The sequence below is a fragment of the [Roseibacterium] beibuensis genome, assembly GCF_039542305.1.
Taxonomy (GTDB): domain Bacteria; phylum Pseudomonadota; class Alphaproteobacteria; order Rhodobacterales; family Rhodobacteraceae; genus Roseibacterium; species Roseibacterium beibuensis.
On the sequence record NZ_BAABHW010000001.1, the window covers coordinates 618,200 to 637,096 of the forward strand.

Here is an 18,897-nt window from a genome sequence, read left to right on the forward strand (position 1 = left end):
CAAAAACACAAGGGAGTGTTCCAAATGATCCGCCTCACCACCGCCACCGCCATTGCCGCGCTGGTCGCCGCCCCGGCCATGGCCGACTGCGACAGCGTCACCTTCTCCGACGTGGGCTGGACCGACATCACCGCCACCACGGCGGCCACGACCGTCGTGCTGGAGGCGTTGGGCTACGAGACCGAGACGCTGGTCCTGTCGGTGCCCGTCACCTACACCTCGCTGGCCGAAGGGGATGTGGACATCTTCCTTGGCAACTGGATGCCGACGATGGAGGCAGACATCGCGCCCTATCGGGAGGCCGGCACCGTCGACACGGTCCGCGCCAACCTCGAAGGGGCGAAATACACGCTGGCCACCAACGCGGCGGGCGCCGCCCTCGGGATCGGGGATTTCGCCGACATCGCGGGTGCGGTCGAGGCCCTCGACGCCGAGATCTACGGGATCGAGCCCGGGAATGACGGCAACCGCCTGATCATGGACATGATCGAGGCCAACGCCTTTGGCCTCGGGGATGCCGAGTTCGAGGTGGTCGAAAGCTCGGAGCAGGGCATGCTGGCGCAGGTCGCGCGCGCCAATGATCGCGATGAGCCGATCATCTTCCTCGGCTGGGAGCCCCATCCGATGAACGCAAATTTCGAGATGACCTACCTGACGGGTGGTGACGACTGGTTCGGCCCCGACCTGGGGGGCGCGACCGTCTATACGAACACCCGTGCCGGTTATGTCGAGGAATGCCCGAACGTGGGCGCGCTGCTGAACAACCTCCAGTTCACGCTGGCCATGGAAAACGAGATCATGGGCGCGATCCTGAACGATGGAGAGGACCCGTCCGACGCCGCGCGTGCGTGGATGGCCGGCAATCCCGACCTCGTGATGGGCTGGCTCGACGGCGTGACCACGATCGACGGCGGCGATGCAGCAGCAGCCGTCAGCGAGGCGCTCGGCCTTTGAGGCAAATTTACCGCGCAACCGAAGGGCCTGCCGATTGGCGGGCCCTTCTGGCTGATCCCGCGAAGCAATGGCGCGCGGGGTACTCTGCCATGGCCGCTGCCCAATGCTGGGAGGCCGGCTTTCCGCCTGAGGTCGCGGCCCTTTGCGGCGATCAAACAGAGCTTCAACTGGCGTTGGTCGAGCACAAGGTGCCGATGCCGGGAAAAGGTTTCCCCTCGCAATGTGATGTCTTCGCGCTGGTCCATGCGGATGGCCGCGACATGGCCGTCGCGGTCGAGGCCAAGGTTGCCGAACCCTTCGGTCCCACTATCGGAGAGTGGCTGGGTGAGACGCCGTCGCTGAACAAGCTGGAAAGGATAGACACTATCGCCGGTTGGCTTGGTCTGGACGCGCCAGATCCGACTTTGCGCTACCAGCTTTTTCATCGCTGTGCGGCGGCCATCGTCGAAGCGCGCCGGTTTCGCCGCCCCGTCGCCGGAATGATCGTGCATTCCTTCAGCCAGAGTTTCCACTGGTTGCCGGATTTCCAGGCTTTCGCCGCCGCCCTTGGTCTCGACCTGGGGGCGGCTGAGGCCGGGGACGTGGCCTTGCCGGACGGACTCGTTCTGCGCTTGGGATGGGCCAAGGGCGACGGAATATTTCTGGCCGACCTGACAGGGGCAGGCACGTAATGTCCGTTGCCCTACACCTCATCCAGCAGTGCGTCATCCAGTTCGACGGCGCGCTTGGCGGCCGGACGGTTCGTGATGCGGGCCACGTACTCTGCGAAACCGGGGCGTTCGGGCAGGGTTCCGAACTGCAAGCCCCAGGCGATCTGGCTGCCGAGATAAACATCGACTGCCGAAAAGGCTTCTCCCAGGATATGTTTTCGACCGTCTTCCAGCAGGTGTTCCAGCGTCGCCGCCACCGCCGTCAGGCTGCCCCAGCCGACGCGCCGGTAAATCTGCGGGTCGTCGGTTTCCACTTCCAGCGAGGCGACGCTGACCGCCGGGTCCACGGCGCCCGCGCCGAAGAAAAGCCAGCGATAGTAGGCTCCGCGCTCGGGCGTTCCCGGCGGAGGCGCGAGCCCCGCCTGCGGCGCGAGATCGGCCATATGGGCGCAGATCGCGGCGACCTCGGTAATCACCATGCCCCGGTCGATCAGCGTGGGCACCTTGCCCATGGGGTTGATCGCCCGGTATTCGCGCGACTTCATCTCGTCCCCATAGCGCATGACCTTGACCTCGTAGGGCAGGGCGGCTTCCTCCATCATCCAGCGGGCGATACGCCCGCGCGACATGGGATGCGTGTAGAGCGTAAGGTCGGACATAAAGACACCTCCGGGCTGGACTGGCCTCAGCCTGCGCCCTTTGACCGGGGCGCGACAAGACAAAAGGACACCGCCGGATGCTGAGCTGGGTGACGGAGTGCGAGACACCCGAGGATACCGAGGGGTTAGGGCCGCTTGGATACCTGACCGAGTGCAAGATCCGCATCGGGGACGCGGCCGAGGCCGGGTTCGACTGGCTGCAAGCGAACGGTTCAGCGGTGTTCGACTGGATCTCGGATTTCCTCGACCTGATGATCGAGGCAATCCTGACCCTGCTGCAGGAGCCGCCGAATACCGGCTGGATCCGCGATGTGGGGCGTGGTGAAGAAGTTTACCTGTATCCGCCCGATCTGCATGCGATCCTGATCATCGCGATCCTGACCGGGATCGCATGGTGGCTTCACCGGGGCTGGAAAGTACCGATGCTGGTGGCGGTCGGGTTCCTGTTCATCGTGAACCAAGGCTATTGGGAAGAAACCACCGAGAGCCTGACGCTGGTCCTGTCGGCCTGCGTGGTCTGCATGGGGTTGGGCGTGCCCATCGGCATTGCAGCCGCCCACCGACCGCGCCTCTATGCCGGGATGCGGCCCGTTCTGGACTTGATGCAGACGCTGCCGACCTTCGTCTATCTGATCCCGGCCATCGTGTTTTTCGGAATCGGCATGGTGCCGGGCCTGATCGCGACGGTGATCTTCGTGCTGCCCGCGCCGATCCGCCTGACACATCTGGGCATCTCGTCCACCCCGCAATCCCTGGTTGAGGCGGGGCAGGCCTTTGGCGCAACACCAAGGCAGTTGTTGTGGAAAGTGGAGCTGCCCTATGCCTTGCCGCAGATCATGACCGGTCTGAACCAGACCATCATGCTGTCGCTCTCGATGGTCGTGATCGCCGCGCTGGTGGGGGCCGATGGCCTTGGCGTGCCCGTCGTACGCGCGCTCAACCGCGTCGATACGGGGCTTGGCTTTGAATCCGGCTTCATCATCGTGGTGGTGGCCATCATCCTGGATCGTCTCTTGAGGGTGCGCACGAAATGACCGCTGTCCGCTTCAACGAGGTCTGCATCATGTTCGGGCCCCATCCCGCGCCCGCACTGGCGATGGCGGATGAGGGGCAAAGCCGGGCCGAGATCCAGTCTGAAACCGGTCATGTGCTGGGCGTGCATGATTGTTCTCTCGAGGTGGCCGAGGGCGAGATCCTTGTCCTCATGGGCCTTTCCGGGTCCGGCAAATCGACCCTGCTGAGGGCGGTGAACGGATTGAACCCCGTCGCGCGCGGATCGGTGGAGGTGTCCGCCGACGGGCGCATGGTCAACGTGACCGGGGCAAAGGGGGCGGCGCTGCGCCGGTTGCGCCAAAACACGGTGGCCATGGTGTTCCAGCAATTCGGCCTGCTGCCCTGGCGCACGGTGCGCGAGAACGTGGGGCTCGGCCTGGAACTGGCCGGCCTGTCCACCAGCGCGCGGGCTGCGGCGGTTGACCGGCAACTCAGCCTCGTCGGCCTGTCGGATTGGGCCGAGCGCAAGGTGGGCGAGCTGTCGGGCGGGATGCAGCAGCGCGTGGGTCTGGCCCGCGCCTTCGCCACGGACGCCCCCATCCTGTTGATGGACGAACCCTTTTCGGCGCTCGACCCGCTGATCCGCACGAAATTGCAGGATGAGTTGCTGGACCTGCAGCGCGACCTGAAACGCACGATCATTTTCGTCAGCCACGACCTCGACGAGGCGTTCAAGATCGGCAATCGCATCGCGATCTTGGAGGGCGGGCGCATCGTGCAGGTCGGCACCCCGCGCGAGATCTTCTCGGCCCCGGCCAGTGACTACGTGGCCGAGTTCGTCGCCAACATGAACCCGCTCGGGGTCCTGACCGCGCGCGACGTGATGGAGGCAGGCCCGGGCGAGGGGCCGCGCGTGGGGGCCGAGACGCCCGTGCGCGACCTGATGGACCGGTTGGCCGCGGGGGAAACGGCATTGATCGTGGAAGACGCCGGTACGCCGATCGGGCGGGTCACCTCGGAAAGCGTCGTCGCCCGGCTTTGTGACTGAGCCGTTGCGCCGCCTCCGGCGTCGCCCGGGGAAGCGCAGGACGGGGCATCGAGCCCCGTCCTGCGCTGCGGCGCTGTGCGCGCCTTTGCATATTTCCGGGATAAAGATGTGACAAGGAGGACAGCCTGACAGGGGCTGTGGCCTGGGCGTCACCCTGTCTGAAGCTGTACGATCAGGCGTTCGAGATGGTGATCGGTGTCGCCCAGCTGGTGGTCGATCATCACCAGCCGCTTGGCATAGTGGCTGACGGGATACTCCCAGGTCATGGCGATGCCGCCATGCATCTGGATGGCCTCCTCGGCGACGGTCCGGGCGATCCGTCCCACGAGATGCTTGGCTTGCGCCACGCGTTTCGCCTGGTCCGGCCCAGCCATTGCGCTGGCGGCGAGGATCACGATGGAGCGCGCCTGCTCGATCTCGATGGTCAGATCGACCGCGCGATGCTGCAGGGTCTGGAACGCGCCGATGGGCTGCCCGAATTGCTTGCGGGTGCCCATGTAGTCGAGAAGCATGGCATAGGTCGTCTCCATCGCGCCGAGGGCTTCGGCCGTGAGCGCCAAGGCCCCCCAGTCGAGCGCGTCGGTCAGGGCGGATGTCGCATCGGCGATCAGCAGGGTGGCTTTCGCGCCATCAAGGAGCAATTCGGCGGCAGGGCCGCCATCGATCATGGGGTAAGGCCGCAGGTCGGCATCGGCGGCGGCCACGTCGAACAGCGCAAGGCGTTCCTCGGCCCGCGCCGCGACGAGCACATGGTCCGCCACGCCGCCGCCATAGACCACGGATTTGCGCCCGGTCAGGCGCCAACCGTCTCCGCCGTCCGCGGCGGTGCAGGTGATCCCGTCCGGATCATAGGGCGCGTCCAACTCGCCGATGGCGACGGCGTAGCGCTGATCGCCCGAGAGCAGATCCGTCAGGGGCGCGCCCGCCGCCGACAAGAGCCGCGCGGCCATGACCGCTCCGAGCAGGGGCTCGGGACACAGGGCGCGACCGATCTCTTCGAAGATGACCGCGATGTCGAACCCGGCCCCGCCCATGCCGCCGTGATCTTCGCCGACCAATGCGTAGAAGATGCCAAGCCCGGCAATTCCGGTCCATTTCTGCGGGTCGTGATAGGGGGCGGTGTAGGCCACGCGCAGCCGATGCTCCCAGCCGTATTGCTCGGACAGGTAGCGCCGCATCGTCTCGGCCAGCATCCGGCGGTCGTCGCTCATCTCGAAATTCATCGCTGCATCATCCCCTTGGCCAGGATATTGCGCTGGATCTCGTTCGAGCCGCCGTAGATCGAGATCTTGCGGTTGTTGAAGTAGCTCGCCGCGTCATAGGCGTGTCCCTCTGGGGCGATGGGCAGGTTGCCGTCGAGGTCTTCGGAGGGGAAGGGGGCCGCGGCGGGGCCCAGGGCACGCCGGGCAAGGTCGTTGATGGCCTGGCGGATCTCGGTCCCCTTGATCTTGAGCATCGACGGCTCGGCCCCCAGCCGGTCGCCCTGCGCTGCGCGCGCCAGCATGCGCAGGTTCGTGATCTTCATGGCCTCCAGTTCGGCCTCGATCCGTGCCAGCCGCGCGGCGAAGAGCGTGTTCTGGATCAGGGGTTGGCCCCCTCGCATGACCTTGCCCGCCAGTTGCTTGACCTGTTCCAGCGCCTGCACGGAAAAACCGACGCCCGCGATATTCGTGCGCTCGTGGCCCAGCAGGAACTTGGCGATGGTCCAGCCCTCGTTTTCCGCGCCGACGCGGTTGGTGACGGGCACGCGCACATCGGTGAAGAACACTTCGTTCACCTCGTGCCCGCCTTCGATCAGGCGGATGGGGCGCATCTCGATCCCCGGGGTGTCCAGGTCGACGAGAACGAAACTGATGCCTTCCTGCGGCTTGCCATCGGCTTTGGTGCGCACGAGGCAAAAGATCCGGTTGGCGTGTTGGCCGAGGGTCGTCCAGGTCTTTTGCCCGTTGATGACATAGTCGTCGCCATCCCGTTCGGCGCGGGTCTTGAGGCTGGCCAGATCGCTCCCGGCGCCCGGCTCCGAGTAGCCTTGGCACCACCAGTCCGTGCCATCGAGAATGCGCGGCAGATAGGTCGCCTGCTGCTCGGGCGTTCCGAATTTCATCAGCACGGGACCCAGCATCTTAAGGCCGAAAGGCACGATGCGCGGGGCACCGGCAAGACAGCATTCTTCCTCGAAGATGTGTTGCTCGATCGGTCCCCAGCCCTGGCCGCCGAACGCCTTGGGCCACGGGCCGGCCAGCCACCCGCGCGCGTTCAGGATCGCGTGCCAGCGCTCCATGTCGTCCTTGGTCAACTCGCGGCGTGCGTTGACCTTTTGCGACAGGGCGGGCGGCAGGTTCTCGGCAAGAAAATCGCGCACGTCAGTCTGAAAGGCGCGCTCTGCTGGTGAATAGGTCAGGTCCATGCGGTCACTCTCCCTTCGGCCCCTCCCCGGGCCGGATTGAAGGGAAGAGTAACACGCGCGGTTTGCAGGGCCAGTCCGACGCCACGTCCTGCGGCGCCGGTTCTGGCCACCTTGGGGGCAATTCAGGCCGCGAGGGCGCGTTGATCCTTCAGAAGAAGGCCTGCAATCCCGTCTGGGCGCGCCCGAGGATCAGCGCGTGGACGTCATGGGTGCCCTCGTAGGTGTTCACCGTCTCGAGGTTCTGGGCGTGACGCATGACGTGGTACTCGGCCATGATCCCGTTGCCACCGTGCATGTCCCGCGCGTGGCGCGCGATCTCCAGCGCCTTGCCGCAATTGTTGCGCTTGATCAGGCTGATGACCTCGGGGGCGCAGCTGCCCTCGTCCATCATGCGGCCGGCGCGCAGCGCGGCTTGCAGGCCAAGGGCGATCTCGGTCTGCATGTCGGCCAGTTTCTTCTGGAACAGCTGCGTCTGCGCGAGCGGGCGGTTGAATTGCGTGCGGTCCAGTCCGTATTGCCGGGCGCGGTGCCAGCAATCCTCGGCCGCGCCCATCACACCCCACGCAATCCCGTAGCGGGCGCGGTTGAGGCAGCCGAACGGCCCCTTGAGCCCCTCGACACCGGGCAGAAGCGCGTCTTCGCCCACCTCGACACCGTCCATCACGATCTCGCCCGTCACGCTGGCGCGCAGGCTCAGCTTGCCGCCGATCTTGGGCGCGGACAGCCCCTTCATGCCCTTTTCCAGAACGAAGCCGCGGATCTTGCCGCCATGGGCCTCGGACTTGGCCCAGACGACGAAGACATCGGCGATGGGCGCGTTCGAGATCCACATTTTCGCGCCGGACAGGACGTAACCGCCCTCGGTCTTCTTCGCGACGGTCTTCATGCCAGCCGGGTCGCTGCCGGCATCGGGTTCGGTCAGGCCGAAACAGCCGATCAGCGTGCCCGCGGCAAGGCCGGGCAGGTATTTCCGCTTCTGTTCCTCGGTGCCGTACGCGTTGATCGGATACATCACCAGCGAGGATTGTACCGACATCATCGAGCGATAGCCCGAGTCGATCCGTTCGACCTCGCGCGCGACGAGACCATAGGTGACATAGCCTGCGCCGAGCCCGCCGAACTCCTCGGGGATGGTGACGCCCAAAAGGCCCATCTCACCCATTTCCGCGAAGATTTCCGGCGCGACCGTCTCGTTGAGATAGGCGTCGGTCACGCGCGCAGCCAGCTTGTCCTGGGCGTAGGCGCGGGCGCTTTCGGCGACCATGCGCTCTTCTTCCGACAATTGTGCCGACAGGTGGAACGGGTCGGCCCAATCGAACGGGGCGAGCGAAGGGCCGGTGTGGCGGGTCTGTCCGTCAGGCATATGCGTCTCCTCCAATATTGGGCGCAACTCACCTCATTTGCCCGCGCAAGGCAAGCCTGACTGCTTGCGAGCGTCCGATGCGCGGTCTAGCGTCCCTCTCGGGAGCGAGGTTTTGGGGAGGAGTGGGCCATGACAGCGGCCATGGATCTGGGCATGAGCGACCGGGTGCGCCCGTTGGTCGAACAGGTGCGACGCATGGTGCGCGACGAGATCGCGCCGCTGGATGCCGAGTATCACGCCGAGGTCGGCCGGCATCCGTCCGGCAATCGGTTCGCAATGACCGGGCGGCAGGTGGAGATTCTCGATGCCCTCAAGGAAACGGCAAAAGCACGGGGCTTGTGGAATTTCTGGCTGACCGACAGCGACAAGGGGTACGGGCTGACCACCGTCGAATATGCCTATCTCGCCGAAGAGATGGGGGCGGTGACGATCGCGCCCGAGATTTTCAACTGTAACGCGCCCGATACCGGCAACATGGAAGTGTTGGAGCGCTACGGCACGGATGCCCAGAAGGCGCGTTGGCTGCCCGGCTTGATGGAGGGGCGGACGCGGTCGGCCTACCTGATGACCGAGCCGGACGTTGCGTCCTCGGATGCGGTGCAGATTTCACTCGAATGCGAAAGAGACGGCGAAGACTACGTCCTGAACGGTGAAAAATACTGGGCCACCGGCGCGGGCGATCCGCGGTGTTCGCTGTATATCGTCATGACCCGCACCGATCCGGACGCGCCGAAACATTCGCGCCACACCATGCTGCTGGTGCCCGCCGACACGCCCGGCATCGACGTGCTGCGCCCGATGGAGGTGTTCGGCCACGACGACGCCCCGCACGGGCATATGCATATCCGGTTCACCGATGTGCGCGTGCCGCGCGATGCGGTCGTTCTGGGCGAAGGGCGCGGCTTCGAAGTGGCGCAGGGGCGGCTTGGACCGGGGCGCATCCATCATTGCATGCGGGCCATCGGACGCGCCGAGTATGCCCTTGAACTGGCGTGCAAAAGGGCCCTCGGGCGCGAGGCGTTCGGCAAGCCGCTGGCCGAGTTGGGCGCGAATTACGACATCATCGCCAATGCCCGGATCGAGATCGAGATGACGCGGCTTCTGTGCCTCAAGGCGGCCTGGATGATGGACAATGCCGGTGTGCGGGCGGCCCAGCCATGGATCTCCAAGATCAAGGTTCAGGCCCCGCTCATGGCGCTTAAGGTCGTGGATGAGGCGATGCAGATCTTCGGCGCGACCGGCATCAGCCAGGACACGCCTTTGGCCGGAATTTACACCGATCTGCGGACCTTGCGGTTCGCCGACGGGCCGGATGCGGTGCATCGTCGGCAGGTCGCCCGCGCCGAGTTGCGGAAATACTCGAACACGACGCGATGAGTGATCTTGACCTCGAAGCGATCGGCGCATGGATGGCGCGCCATGCGGAGGGTCTGGACCCGCCCGTATCTGCCGAGAAATTCGCGGGCGGGCAGTCGAACCCCACCTACCTGTTGCGGGGCGCCCGCTCGAGCTACGTGCTGCGCCGCAAACCGCCCGGGCAGTTGCTGAAATCGGCGCATGCGGTGGACCGGGAATACCGCGTTCAGCGCGCGCTGGCCGATAGTGACGTGCCGGTCGCGAAGATGCATGCGCTTTGCGAGGATGAAACCGTCATCGGCTCGGCCTTTTACCTGATGGAGCATGTACAGGGCCGCAATTTTGACGACCCGCAGCTGCCGGAACTCCGCAAGGAAGACCGATTACCCTATTTCAGGGAACTGGTGCGCGTTCTTGCGGCCATCCACAGGGTCGATCTGGACGCCGCTGGCCTGTCCGACTACGGGCCGCGCGGTAATTACTACCGGCGACAGATCGACCGTTGGACAAAGCAGTATCGCGCGACTGAAACCGGCACGATCAAGGCGATGGACGCCTTGATGGCCAGACTGGACCGTGCATGCCCCGAGGATGACGGGCGCGCGACGCTGGTGCATGGCGACTACCGGCTGGACAACCTTCTCTTTGCGGCGGAAACCCCTGATATCGTGGCGGTTCTGGATTGGGAACTGTCGACCATCGGCCATCCGTTCGCGGATCTGGCCGCCGTGATCATGCAATGGCAGATGCCGCCCGGATCGCAAGGCCGGGGATTGGCGGGTGTCGACCGCGCGGCCGAGGGCCTGCCGAGCGATGACGAGGTCGTGGCGCTCTATTGTGAAAACATGGGATTGGCGCGGATCGAGAATTTCGGGTTCTACGTGGCATTCTGTTTCTTCCGCATGGCGGCGATCCTGCAAGGCGTCAAGAAGCGGGCGCTGGACGGGAATGCCTCGAACCCCGAACGCGCCCTGGAGCTTGGCGCCCTCGTCCCCGGCTATGCGACGGGCGGATTGGAGGCCTTGGGATGACGGAGCTGAACCCGGATCTCCGCGAAGATCCCTATGCCATCCAGCAGCATCTCGGCTACGAGGTGACGGGTTGGACCGAGGATTGGGCGCGGGTCGAAATGGACCTGGCCCAGCATGTCATGAACCGGCAGGGCATCCCCCACGGTGGAATCCACGCCACGCTTCTCGACACGGCGATGGGCTATGCCGGGTGTTTCACCGGCGACCCGGGCCGCAAACAGAACGCGATGACCCTGTCGATGACGGTCAACTATGTCAGTCAGCCCAAGGGCCGTCGGTTGATCGCAGAGGGCCGGCGCGTCGGCGGTGGTCGATCGACCTATTTCGCAGAGGCCGAGTTGCGGGATGAAACGGGCGCGGTGCTGTCACGGGCGACCGGCGTCTTTCGATACCGCCCGCCGCTCGGGCAGGGCTGAATGAAAATGCGGCAGCGTCGCGGGCGTGTCGCGGTCAAGCCGCGCAAGCTCTGGCCAAGTGACGGTGGGCAGGATCATCTGCGGTTCGCACCGCAAGACAGGAGGATGCGATGAGCCTTCCCAAACGCCATTGGCGCGAGATGACGACCCTCGATTTCACCGAGGCCGGTACGAGCGACTGGATCGCGGTGCTTCCGATCGCGGCCATCGAACAGCACGGGCCGCATCTGCCCGTTGGCGTGGATGCGCTGATCGCCGAAGGCATGGTCGCGCGCTGCGCCAAGGCCGTTCCTGACGATTTGCCGGTCACCTTTCTGCCGGTTCAGCAGATCTGCAAGTCGAATGAGCATATCGCCTTTCCCGGGACGCTGACGGTCGATTGGGAACAGGCGGTCAAGACCTGGCTGCAAATCGGCGAAAGCGTGGCGCGGGCCGGGGTGCGCAAGATGGTCATCATCACCAGCCATGGCGGGAACGTGCCCCCGATGGAGATCGTCGCGCGCGAGTTGCGTCAAACGCAGGGTATGTCCGTCGCGACGACGGCCTGGACCCGTCTGGCCGGGGAGCGTGTCTATTCCTACCCGGACGGTCCGATGGTGGATATTCATGGCGGACTGTCCGAAACCTCGATGATGCTGGCGCTGTACCCGGAACTGGTTCGGATGGACCTGGCCGAGGATTTTGCGAGTGCGCAAACCACCCTGCGGCAGGGCTCGGCCCGGTTGGGGTATCACATGGCAGAGGCGAACATCGGCTGGTTATCCCACGATTTGAACCCCAAGGGCACGGTCGGGGATGCCAGCCGCGCGACCGCGGAACTGGGCGAGGCAGATTTGGCGTCCCAGGTCGAAGGGTTCGTCGCCTTGATGCGTGATCTGGCGCAGTTCCAGCCACCGGCCCGGGATTAGGCCAAGAGCCGGTCAAGATTCCGAGGGTGTGGGGCGATCTCGTCTGGCAGTCGCCTTACAAAATCGAACATCCTTTGGCTTCTTCGGGCTCAAAAATAGTATTTAAGTGACGAAAAGCTTGTATTTTCAAAACCTGTTCGCAGCTCACCTTTGCAAATGGCCGATGAGGTCTGGAATCCGCTCCTTGAAGCGGAAAAACCCATGCGTTGCGTGGGGCCACGCCGCGTTGTCCCAGTCACGCAAGACCTGAACCAGGGCAATTCCCCGCTCTGCCAGAAGCGTGTCCAACCATGACAGGGCCCGCGCCGCCGGGCCGGTCGGCGCATAGGCGGTCACGACCTGGTCAAGCCCGAGCGCCTGCGCCCAATCGGCAATGACGGTCGGGTCGGTTGCTTCGGGTCCCGGGGCGCCCATCTTGTCCTGCCACCGCGTTCGGGCGTCCGCGAGGGCACCAGCAGCGAAATCCGCAACGGGCGCGCTGACACCGCGCGGGGATCTCTGATGCGTGGAATTCAAGATGGCATGGGCGACAGGCGGCTCACGCAACGCCGAGAGCAGGAAGCGCGGCGACAGGTCCTCTTCGGTCAGCAAGACGCCCGTCACTGCGCCCGGCCTCGGTGTTCCGCCCGCTGGCGGTTCGCGGCGGCTTGGGGGAGGGGGGGCGTCCAGCGGGGCAGGATCCCGCGCCAAGCGGTCGAGCCCGCTTCCGATTGGGCGATCCGTGAACTTTTCGATGTTCGATGCCCGCGCGACATAGTTCTTTCCGCGGGTCTGCAGGCCGGCGACCCAACGCCATCCGAGCGTATTGGATGCGGGGTCGCCGTCCAGAAGATGGCGCAGGAAATGGTCAGCCCCAAGCTCCCATGGCAGGCGCAGTGTGAAAATCCAGATCGAGGCCGCCCACATGCGCGCGTGATTGTGAAGATAGCCCGTGTCGCGCAACTCGTGCATCCAGCCGTCAAAGACGTCGATGCCGGTTTCACCCTGTTCGGCCTTTGCGACCTGCTCGGCGAGGTCGGGGTCCTGCGACAGGCGCGACAACTCGGCATCCAAATTGTTGCGATACTCGGACCAGACCGATGGCCGCAGCTCCAACCAGCCCTTCCAGTAGCTGTGCCACAGAACCTCTTGAATGAACTTCTCGGTCGAAGACGTTGAAAAACGGCCCAGAACGGCCTCGACAACCTCTTCTTCCGTGAGCAGGCGATGGCGCAAATAGGGCGACAGGCCCGAAACATGCGGATGCCCCTGTTCGGGCAGATCGTAGTTGCGTTTCGCGGCATAGTCCTTGCCGGCGTGAGGCAAGAATGCGCTGAGCCGTTCCAGCGCGGCATGTCGGGTCGGGGTGAAAGCTGCGTCGTTGGTCATCCGGGCGGACCTAGTGCGCAACGGGACACTGACCATGAGGCGTCGCGCGCCCTTGCAGCCCCCCCCAAGCACCCCTAAGACTCTTGGTCAAAGCTACGCGCATCAGTGAGGCAGGCGGCATGAAAGATCCCCACGAGTTTTACATGAACACCCTCGTTCCCATGGTGGTCGAGCAGACCAGTCGCGGGGAACGGGCCTACGACATTTTCTCGCGACTGCTGAAAGAGCGGATCATCTTCGTGTCCGGTCCGGTGCATGACGGCATGTCGAGCCTGATCGTGGCACAGCTCTTGCACCTCGAGGCCGAGAACCCGTCGAAAGAAATTTCGATGTATATCAACTCGCCCGGTGGGGTCGTGACCAGCGGCCTGTCGATCTACGACACGATGCAGTACATCAAGCCCAAGGTGTCGACCTTGGTGATCGGTCAGGCGGCTTCGATGGGCTCTCTCTTGCTGACGGCTGGTGAGAAGGGGATGCGGTTCTCTCTTCCCAACAGCCGGATCATGGTGCACCAGCCCTCGGGCGGCTACCAGGGGCAGGCGACGGATATCATGATCCACGCCCAGGAAACGCAGAAGCTGAAAGACCGTCTTAACCAGATCTACGTTAAACACACGGGCCAAGACATGGAGACCGTGGTGGATGCGCTGGAACGCGACAATTTCATGGATCCCGAACAGGCCAAGGATTGGGGCCTGATCGACGAGATCGTGGAAAGCCGCGCTGGCGCGGAGGGTTGATCACGGTCGTGTTGACCGTTCCGAGGCTGAAATGACACGGTTCATGGCCTTGGGAATTTGAGATTGTGAAGGCGCCGGGGCTGATTTAGTCTTTTTCAAAGTTTGGCTTGGTGCCGGCGAAATTGGGGCAAGCGCCCCGCGACGACCCGTCGAGGGAGACGAAATGGCAAGTTCATCCGGCAGCGACTCGAAGAATACGCTCTACTGCTCGTTCTGCGGCAAGAGCCAGCACGAGGTGCGCAAACTCATCGCCGGACCCACGGTGTTCATCTGCGACGAATGCGTCGAATTGTGCATGGACATCATCCGCGAAGAGACGAAAACCAGCGGCCTCAAGGCCACCGATGGCGTGCCCAGCCCGGTGGAAATCTGCGACGTCCTGGACGATTACGTTATCGGCCAGGCGCATGCGAAGCGCGTGCTGTCGGTGGCCGTGCACAACCACTACAAGCGTCTCAACCATGCCGGCAAATCGGATATCGAACTGAGCAAGTCGAATATCCTGCTGATCGGCCCGACCGGCTGCGGCAAGACGCTCTTGGCGCAGACACTGGCGCGCATTCTTGACGTACCATTCACCATGGCCGACGCCACGACGCTGACCGAAGCGGGTTACGTGGGCGAGGATGTGGAAAATATCATCCTCAAGCTGCTGCAGGCGAGCGAGTACAATGTCGACCGTGCGCAGCGCGGCATCGTCTATATCGACGAGGTCGACAAGATCACCCGCAAGTCGGACAATCCCTCGATCACCCGCGACGTGTCGGGCGAGGGGGTGCAGCAGGCGCTTCTGAAGATCATGGAGGGGACTGTGGCCTCCGTCCCGCCGCAGGGCGGGCGCAAGCATCCGCAGCAGGAGTTCCTGCAGGTCGACACGACGAATATCCTGTTCATCTGTGGCGGCGCCTTTGCCGGTCTGGAAAAGATCATCGCGCAGCGCGGGAAAGGGTCGGCCATCGGCTTCGGCGCGGACGTGAAGGACAATGACAGCCGCGGCATCGGCGAGGTCTTTACCGAGCTTGAGCCCGAAGACCTGCTCAAGTTCGGCCTGATCCCGGAATTCGTGGGCCGTTTGCCCGTGATCGCCACTTTGACGGATCTCGACGCCGATGCGCTGGTGCAGATCCTGACCGAGCCGAAAAACGCCTTGGTCAAGCAGTACCAGCGTCTGTTCGAGCTCGAGGACGTGAAGCTGAAATTCACCGACGATGCCCTGGTCGCGATTGCCAAGCGCGCGATCGAACGCAAGACCGGGGCGCGCGGCCTTCGGTCGATCATGGAGGATATCCTGCTGGATACCATGTTCGATCTGCCCGGTGCCGAAGGCGTCGAAGAAGTGGTCGTCAACGAAGAGGCCGTGACCTCGGACGCACAGCCGCTGATGATCTATGCCGAACGCAAAAAGGACGAGTCGGCGACCGCGGGCTGACACTTGGCTTGACGAAAAACGAGGGCCCGTCGCGGATAAGCGGCGGGCCTTTCTGCTTGGGATCAGGCGTGTTTCACCGAAGCCAGAGGTTTTCTCGCTTCAGGGTATTGCGAATTTGTTGTTCCCGGCGTGGCAGGTCGCCTTGATCGAACAGCGCCCGCGCCTTGATGCCTTTGCCTTGATAAATCATGCGCTTGAAGGGCTCGTAGGCCTTTAGGACTTTCTTGACCTTGTTCGGCGCGGTCACCTCTTCGAGCACGTCGATGACCTTTTGATCCTCGCGCGCGTAGAGCAACGGCAACACGCGGTAATGGCAACTGATCTCACCATCGAGCAGGCCAGCGGGGAGCGTCTCGCGCCCGCCCCCGAAAGAATGGATCACGAGGGGAAGCGCCACCTGGTCCAACCACGGATCAAGTGTTTGGCACACCAGTTCCGGTGGGGGATCATCGCGAATGGCCAGGCTGTATTCCAGGAACCGTTCCCCGAACTCCTGCGGGCAGCGGAAAAAGAAGAAGCCGGCGTTGAAGTAAAGGTACCGGCGCCAGTATTCGTCGGGCTGGCCCAGGTCCAGTGAGCTTTCGAACTCCAGGCCGAACTTGTCATAGAGCGATTTCCAGATCTGCGTATAGCCAGGACCGTAAAGCTCCAGTTTCGGCCAAGTGCCTTCCACGCGCTTGCTGGCGCTTGGCCTGTCGAAATCGAAGGGCACCGTCGCCAGATCGCCAAGGATCAACGTGTCACTGTCGAAGAACACGAAGGGCTCGTCGGCCGGCAAGGCGGACAAAAGCTCGATCTTGTTGCCGTAGGGATAGGCCTCTCCGAAGTGGTTCGCTTCGAAGGGCAAAATTTCGACGTCCAGGTCACTTAGGAGTTGCCGAACAGCGTCGTCATTCATGCGCGGATTGCGTGACCAGGCGGCATTCGCAACGGGTTCCGCAACGAACAGACGGCCGGCGAAGTCCGGGTTGGCCGCTCGAAACGAGACGCAAAAGAGGGCTGCTTCGTATTGCAGCCGACCGCTCTGTCCGACGATCACGACGTTGAAGGGGCGGTCTGCCCCAGTTGTGCCGCCCTGTGGCGACGCCGGTGCGGGTTTTGATGTGGTATCGCCGGGCATGGCTGCTCTTCTTGTCCCCGGGCACTGCAGGATTTTCCGTATGCTAGCAGCGTCGGAAACGGGCTGCCATCACTACGATCATTCTCCGTGCATACCGACGACGGTGCGGATCGTTTGCCACAGGATCCAGGTGTCGAGCTTGAAGCTTGCCTTGCGGATATATTCGATATCTGACGCCGTCTTCAGGCGCGTCGCTGCGTACCCTTCGGCATATCCCAGTTCGATCTGCGCCAGACCGCTGATGCCGGGACGCACGGTGTGCCTGTCGCGGTAGTCGGGGATCGTTCTCATGAAGCGATGGGCATGCACGTAGTAATCCGGGCGCGGTCCGATCAGGCTCATGTCGCCGCGATACACATTGATGATCTGCGGCAACTCATCGAAGCGAGAGCGACGCAGGAAATTTCCGATCGCAGTGATGCGGTCCTTCTCGACGGGCGCATCGATAGGACGACATTGTTTGGCCGAGTTTTTTGCAACCCGCATCGTCCGGAACTTGAAGGCCCAGAACGGTTTGCACCCACGTCCCATGCGAATCTGGCGAAAGAACAAGGGTCCGGGATTGTAGATCGGGTTGAGAACCAGCAGGAGCGTTGCAACCACCAGCATCGCAGGCAGCAAGACCACGGTGGAAAAGACGAGGTCGAACCCCCGCTTGGCGAGGAGGTAGCCCTGTCGGCGCAGCACGTCGACGCGGGAAGGCCGCGCTTTCGTGCGAAAGCCTGACGCGTCGGGTGTATAGGTCACCACAATTCCCCCGGTGTCGTGGCAGCAGCAGCCGTCAGATGCGCACAGCGCTATCGGCGACCGTTTCCAAATCCCATTATATGCGGCGGGGCGTCAACGGCAGATGCCAAGTACAAGCGGTGTGTCGCTGACGTTTCTTTTTTGTCACATTCTTGGGCAGTTTTGGCGGCGTTTTCCAGCCCAACGTGCAGATGACATCTGGCATGGCAACCGAAGCAACCGGCTCTGCGCGCACTCGAACCGCGCATCACACGATGGGCTGCTGTTCCGTTTGGGGGAGGGGGGAATGGTGGGCGACCCTGGAATCGAACCAGGCATGGGTCTCCCCGGCGGAGTTACAGTCCGCTGCCGCACCTTGCAGCACGTCGCCCGACGCGAGGGGGTGAATAATAGCGCGCTGCGGGGGCGTCAACGGGGAATCTGTCATAACTGCCGCGCCGGGCTTGGCATTTGAAAGAAGGACCCGTAACTCCTATCGCGAAAGCGCGACAATACGGTGAAAGCATGGCCAGGAAACCCACTTGGGTGATCGAGAAAGAGCGCGGCAAACGGGCTGCTGCGGCGGAAACCGTTTGGCTTTTCGGTCTGCACGCGGTGCGGGACGCGTTGAACAACCCCCGCCGCGAGAAACTGCGCCTCGTCGTCACGAAGAATGCCGAGGCCAAGCTGGCAGACGCCATCGCCTCCGCCGGGCTGGCCCCGGAGATTGCGGATCCGCGTAGGTTCCCGGTGCCGCTCGATCCGGGCTCTGTGCACCAGGGCGCCGCGCTGGAGGTCAAACCCCTCGATTGGGGCAGCTTCGATGACATCGTGCTGCGCGGCGAAGGGCGGGCGTGCCTTGTCCTGCTGGATCGCGTGAGCGACCCGCATAACGTGGGTGCCATCCTGCGCTCGGCCGAGGTGTTCGGGGCGCGCGCTGTCATTGCGCCGGCCAGGCACTCCGCGCCGGAAACGGGCGCGTTGGCCAAGACGGCATCGGGTGCATTGGAGCGCCAACCCTATCTGCGCGTGGCAAATCTCGGCAACACGATGGAGCGATTGCGGGAAATGGGGTTCTCACTGATTGGCCTCGACGGGGACGGAGCGGTCGAGATCGGAGAGGCACTTGCCGATCATGCAGACCGACCCGTCGCGCTCGTGATGGGGGCAGAGGGGCCGGGGCTGCGTGAGCGGACCCGTGATTTGTGCGATCTGCTGGCCCGGATCCCTGCGTCTGGCCGATTTGGGTCGCTCAATGTCTCGAATGCGGCGGCAGTCTCTCTATATGCGGTGTCACAAGCCAAGCCGGAGTGAATGCCTGTGCCCTACGACACGAAGATCGCCACCTGTTCCTATTGCGGAAGCCGGCAGACCTTGCGGCTGACGGCACGGCAAGGCCACGAACTGGCCTGCGGCTCCTGCGGGGCGCCTTTGCACGAGATGAAATGGCTCAAGCCCGAGAGAGAGCGGGGCGGGGCCAAGCGCAGCCCACGCACAACTGCCCCGCACGGACACGCTCAGCCGGACTGGGCCGGTGGCCGGGATTGGCAAGGCAGAGCGGATCCGCGCCGGAAAAAGAAAAAGCACAAGAAACGCAAAGGGATGCTGCGCGAAGTGATGGAAGAAGCGTTCGATTTATTCGACGATATCTTCGATTGATGGCGCGCAAGGCGTGATCACGAATTTGTTCCCACCCTTCAAAACACGCCGGAAACCCCCATCTGTT

19 protein-coding genes and 1 tRNA gene are annotated in these 18,897 nt (G+C 63.7%); 12 read left to right on the top strand and 8 right to left on the bottom strand.

The features are described 5' to 3' along the window. Positions 1-24 precede the first annotated feature (24 nt). Together choX and ABD923_RS03105 are read left to right on the top strand one after the other, a co-directional pair. Positions 25-954 carry a choline ABC transporter substrate-binding protein gene (gene choX / locus ABD923_RS03100; RefSeq protein WP_259546736.1) on the top strand — a complete coding sequence of 310 codons (930 nt, stop codon included), beginning with the start codon at positions 25-27 and terminating at the stop codon, positions 952-954. After that, a complete protein-coding gene (locus ABD923_RS03105; protein ID WP_405048272.1) occupies positions 951-1,625 on the top strand; it encodes a DUF6946 family protein in 675 nt (224 codons plus the stop codon). The genes choX and ABD923_RS03105 overlap by 4 nt, the downstream gene beginning before the upstream one ends. 11 nt (positions 1,626-1,636) lie before the next feature. Here the strand turns inward: ABD923_RS03105 and ABD923_RS03110 are convergent, their stop codons facing one another. Further along, the gene (locus ABD923_RS03110; protein WP_259546734.1) at positions 1,637-2,263 is read right to left on the bottom strand and encodes a glutathione S-transferase family protein; all 627 of its coding nucleotides are present in this window, start codon (positions 2,261-2,263) and stop codon (positions 1,637-1,639) included. 77 nt (positions 2,264-2,340) lie between these two features. On the opposite strand from ABD923_RS03110, the gene choW reads away from it, so the two are divergent. Both choW and choV read left to right on the top strand, forming a co-directional pair. Further along, entirely contained in the window at positions 2,341-3,297 is a 957-nt protein-coding gene (choW, locus tag ABD923_RS03115) for a choline ABC transporter permease subunit (protein WP_259546733.1), read from the top strand. Then, positions 3,294-4,304 (top strand): choline ABC transporter ATP-binding protein, encoded by a 1,011-nt coding sequence (choV, locus tag ABD923_RS03120; RefSeq protein ID WP_259546732.1) that lies wholly within the window; start codon positions 3,294-3,296, stop codon positions 4,302-4,304. Before choW ends, choV begins: the two co-directional genes overlap by 4 nt. Positions 4,305-4,453: 149 nt before the next feature. Here choV and ABD923_RS03125 read toward each other — a convergent pair whose 3' ends face one another. From ABD923_RS03125 to ABD923_RS03135, 3 genes are all read right to left on the bottom strand, one after another. Continuing rightward, a complete protein-coding gene (locus ABD923_RS03125) occupies positions 4,454-5,515 on the bottom strand; it encodes an acyl-CoA dehydrogenase family protein (RefSeq protein ID WP_259546731.1) in 1,062 nt (353 codons plus the stop codon). 8 nt (positions 5,516-5,523) lie between these two features. Then, positions 5,524-6,711 (bottom strand): acyl-CoA dehydrogenase family protein, encoded by a 1,188-nt coding sequence (locus ABD923_RS03130; RefSeq protein WP_259546730.1) that lies wholly within the window; start codon positions 6,709-6,711, stop codon positions 5,524-5,526. 148 nt (positions 6,712-6,859) lie between these two features. Next, a complete protein-coding gene (locus ABD923_RS03135; protein ID WP_259546729.1) occupies positions 6,860-8,074 on the bottom strand; it encodes an acyl-CoA dehydrogenase in 1,215 nt (404 codons plus the stop codon). A 141-nt stretch (positions 8,075-8,215) separates the two neighbouring features. Here ABD923_RS03135 and ABD923_RS03140 point away from each other — a divergent pair, with 141 nt between their 5' ends. The 4 genes from ABD923_RS03140 to ABD923_RS03155 all read left to right on the top strand — a co-directional run bounded on the left by ABD923_RS03140 (position 8,216) and on the right by ABD923_RS03155 (position 11,785). Further along, a complete protein-coding gene (locus ABD923_RS03140) occupies positions 8,216-9,451 on the top strand; it encodes an acyl-CoA dehydrogenase family protein (protein ID WP_259547430.1) in 1,236 nt (411 codons plus the stop codon). Next, positions 9,448-10,461, top strand: coding sequence for a phosphotransferase family protein (locus ABD923_RS03145; RefSeq protein WP_259546728.1), 1,014 nt, complete (start codon positions 9,448-9,450; stop codon positions 10,459-10,461). Before ABD923_RS03140 ends, ABD923_RS03145 begins: the two co-directional genes overlap by 4 nt. Continuing rightward, a complete protein-coding gene (locus tag ABD923_RS03150) occupies positions 10,458-10,877 on the top strand; it encodes a PaaI family thioesterase (RefSeq protein WP_259546727.1) in 420 nt (139 codons plus the stop codon). The genes ABD923_RS03145 and ABD923_RS03150 overlap by 4 nt, the downstream gene beginning before the upstream one ends. Before the next feature lie 110 nt (positions 10,878-10,987). After that, positions 10,988-11,785, top strand: coding sequence for a creatininase family protein (locus tag ABD923_RS03155; RefSeq protein WP_259546725.1), 798 nt, complete (start codon positions 10,988-10,990; stop codon positions 11,783-11,785). Between the two features lie 144 nt (positions 11,786-11,929). On the opposite strand, the gene ABD923_RS03160 is transcribed toward ABD923_RS03155, so the two are convergent. After that, complete coding sequence (locus ABD923_RS03160) at positions 11,930-13,153, bottom strand: FAD-binding domain-containing protein (RefSeq protein WP_259546723.1); 1,224 nt, start codon at positions 13,151-13,153, stop codon at positions 11,930-11,932. Positions 13,154-13,272: 119 nt separating this feature from the next. Here ABD923_RS03160 and ABD923_RS03165 point away from each other — a divergent pair, with 119 nt between their 5' ends. Together ABD923_RS03165 and clpX are read left to right on the top strand one after the other, a co-directional pair. Next, entirely contained in the window at positions 13,273-13,896 is a 624-nt protein-coding gene (locus ABD923_RS03165) for an ATP-dependent Clp protease proteolytic subunit (RefSeq protein ID WP_222188416.1), read from the top strand. A 163-nt stretch (positions 13,897-14,059) separates the two neighbouring features. Next, positions 14,060-15,325 (top strand): ATP-dependent Clp protease ATP-binding subunit ClpX, encoded by a 1,266-nt coding sequence (gene clpX, locus ABD923_RS03170; protein WP_222188415.1) that lies wholly within the window; start codon positions 14,060-14,062, stop codon positions 15,323-15,325. A gap of 73 nt (positions 15,326-15,398) precedes the next feature. Here clpX and ABD923_RS03175 read toward each other — a convergent pair whose 3' ends face one another. The 3 genes from ABD923_RS03175 to ABD923_RS03185 all read right to left on the bottom strand — a co-directional run bounded on the left by ABD923_RS03175 (position 15,399) and on the right by ABD923_RS03185 (position 17,563). Then, the gene (locus tag ABD923_RS03175) at positions 15,399-16,445 is read right to left on the bottom strand and encodes a hypothetical protein (protein ID WP_259546720.1); all 1,047 of its coding nucleotides are present in this window, start codon (positions 16,443-16,445) and stop codon (positions 15,399-15,401) included. A 78-nt stretch (positions 16,446-16,523) separates the two neighbouring features. Beyond that, positions 16,524-17,192: a sugar transferase gene (locus ABD923_RS03180; protein WP_259546719.1), complete on the bottom strand. Its 669-nt coding sequence runs from the start codon at positions 17,190-17,192 to the stop codon at positions 16,524-16,526. Positions 17,193-17,479: 287 nt separating this feature from the next. Next, positions 17,480-17,563: transfer RNA gene (locus ABD923_RS03185), tRNA-Tyr, on the bottom strand. A gap of 133 nt (positions 17,564-17,696) precedes the next feature. Here ABD923_RS03185 and rlmB point away from each other — a divergent pair. Continuing rightward, positions 17,697-18,485, top strand: coding sequence for a 23S rRNA (guanosine(2251)-2'-O)-methyltransferase RlmB (gene rlmB / locus ABD923_RS03190; protein WP_259546718.1), 789 nt, complete (start codon positions 17,697-17,699; stop codon positions 18,483-18,485). Beyond that, positions 18,486-18,830 carry a hypothetical protein gene (locus tag ABD923_RS03195; protein ID WP_259546717.1) on the top strand — a complete coding sequence of 115 codons (345 nt, stop codon included), beginning with the start codon at positions 18,486-18,488 and terminating at the stop codon, positions 18,828-18,830. Positions 18,831-18,897: the final 67 nt, after the last annotated feature.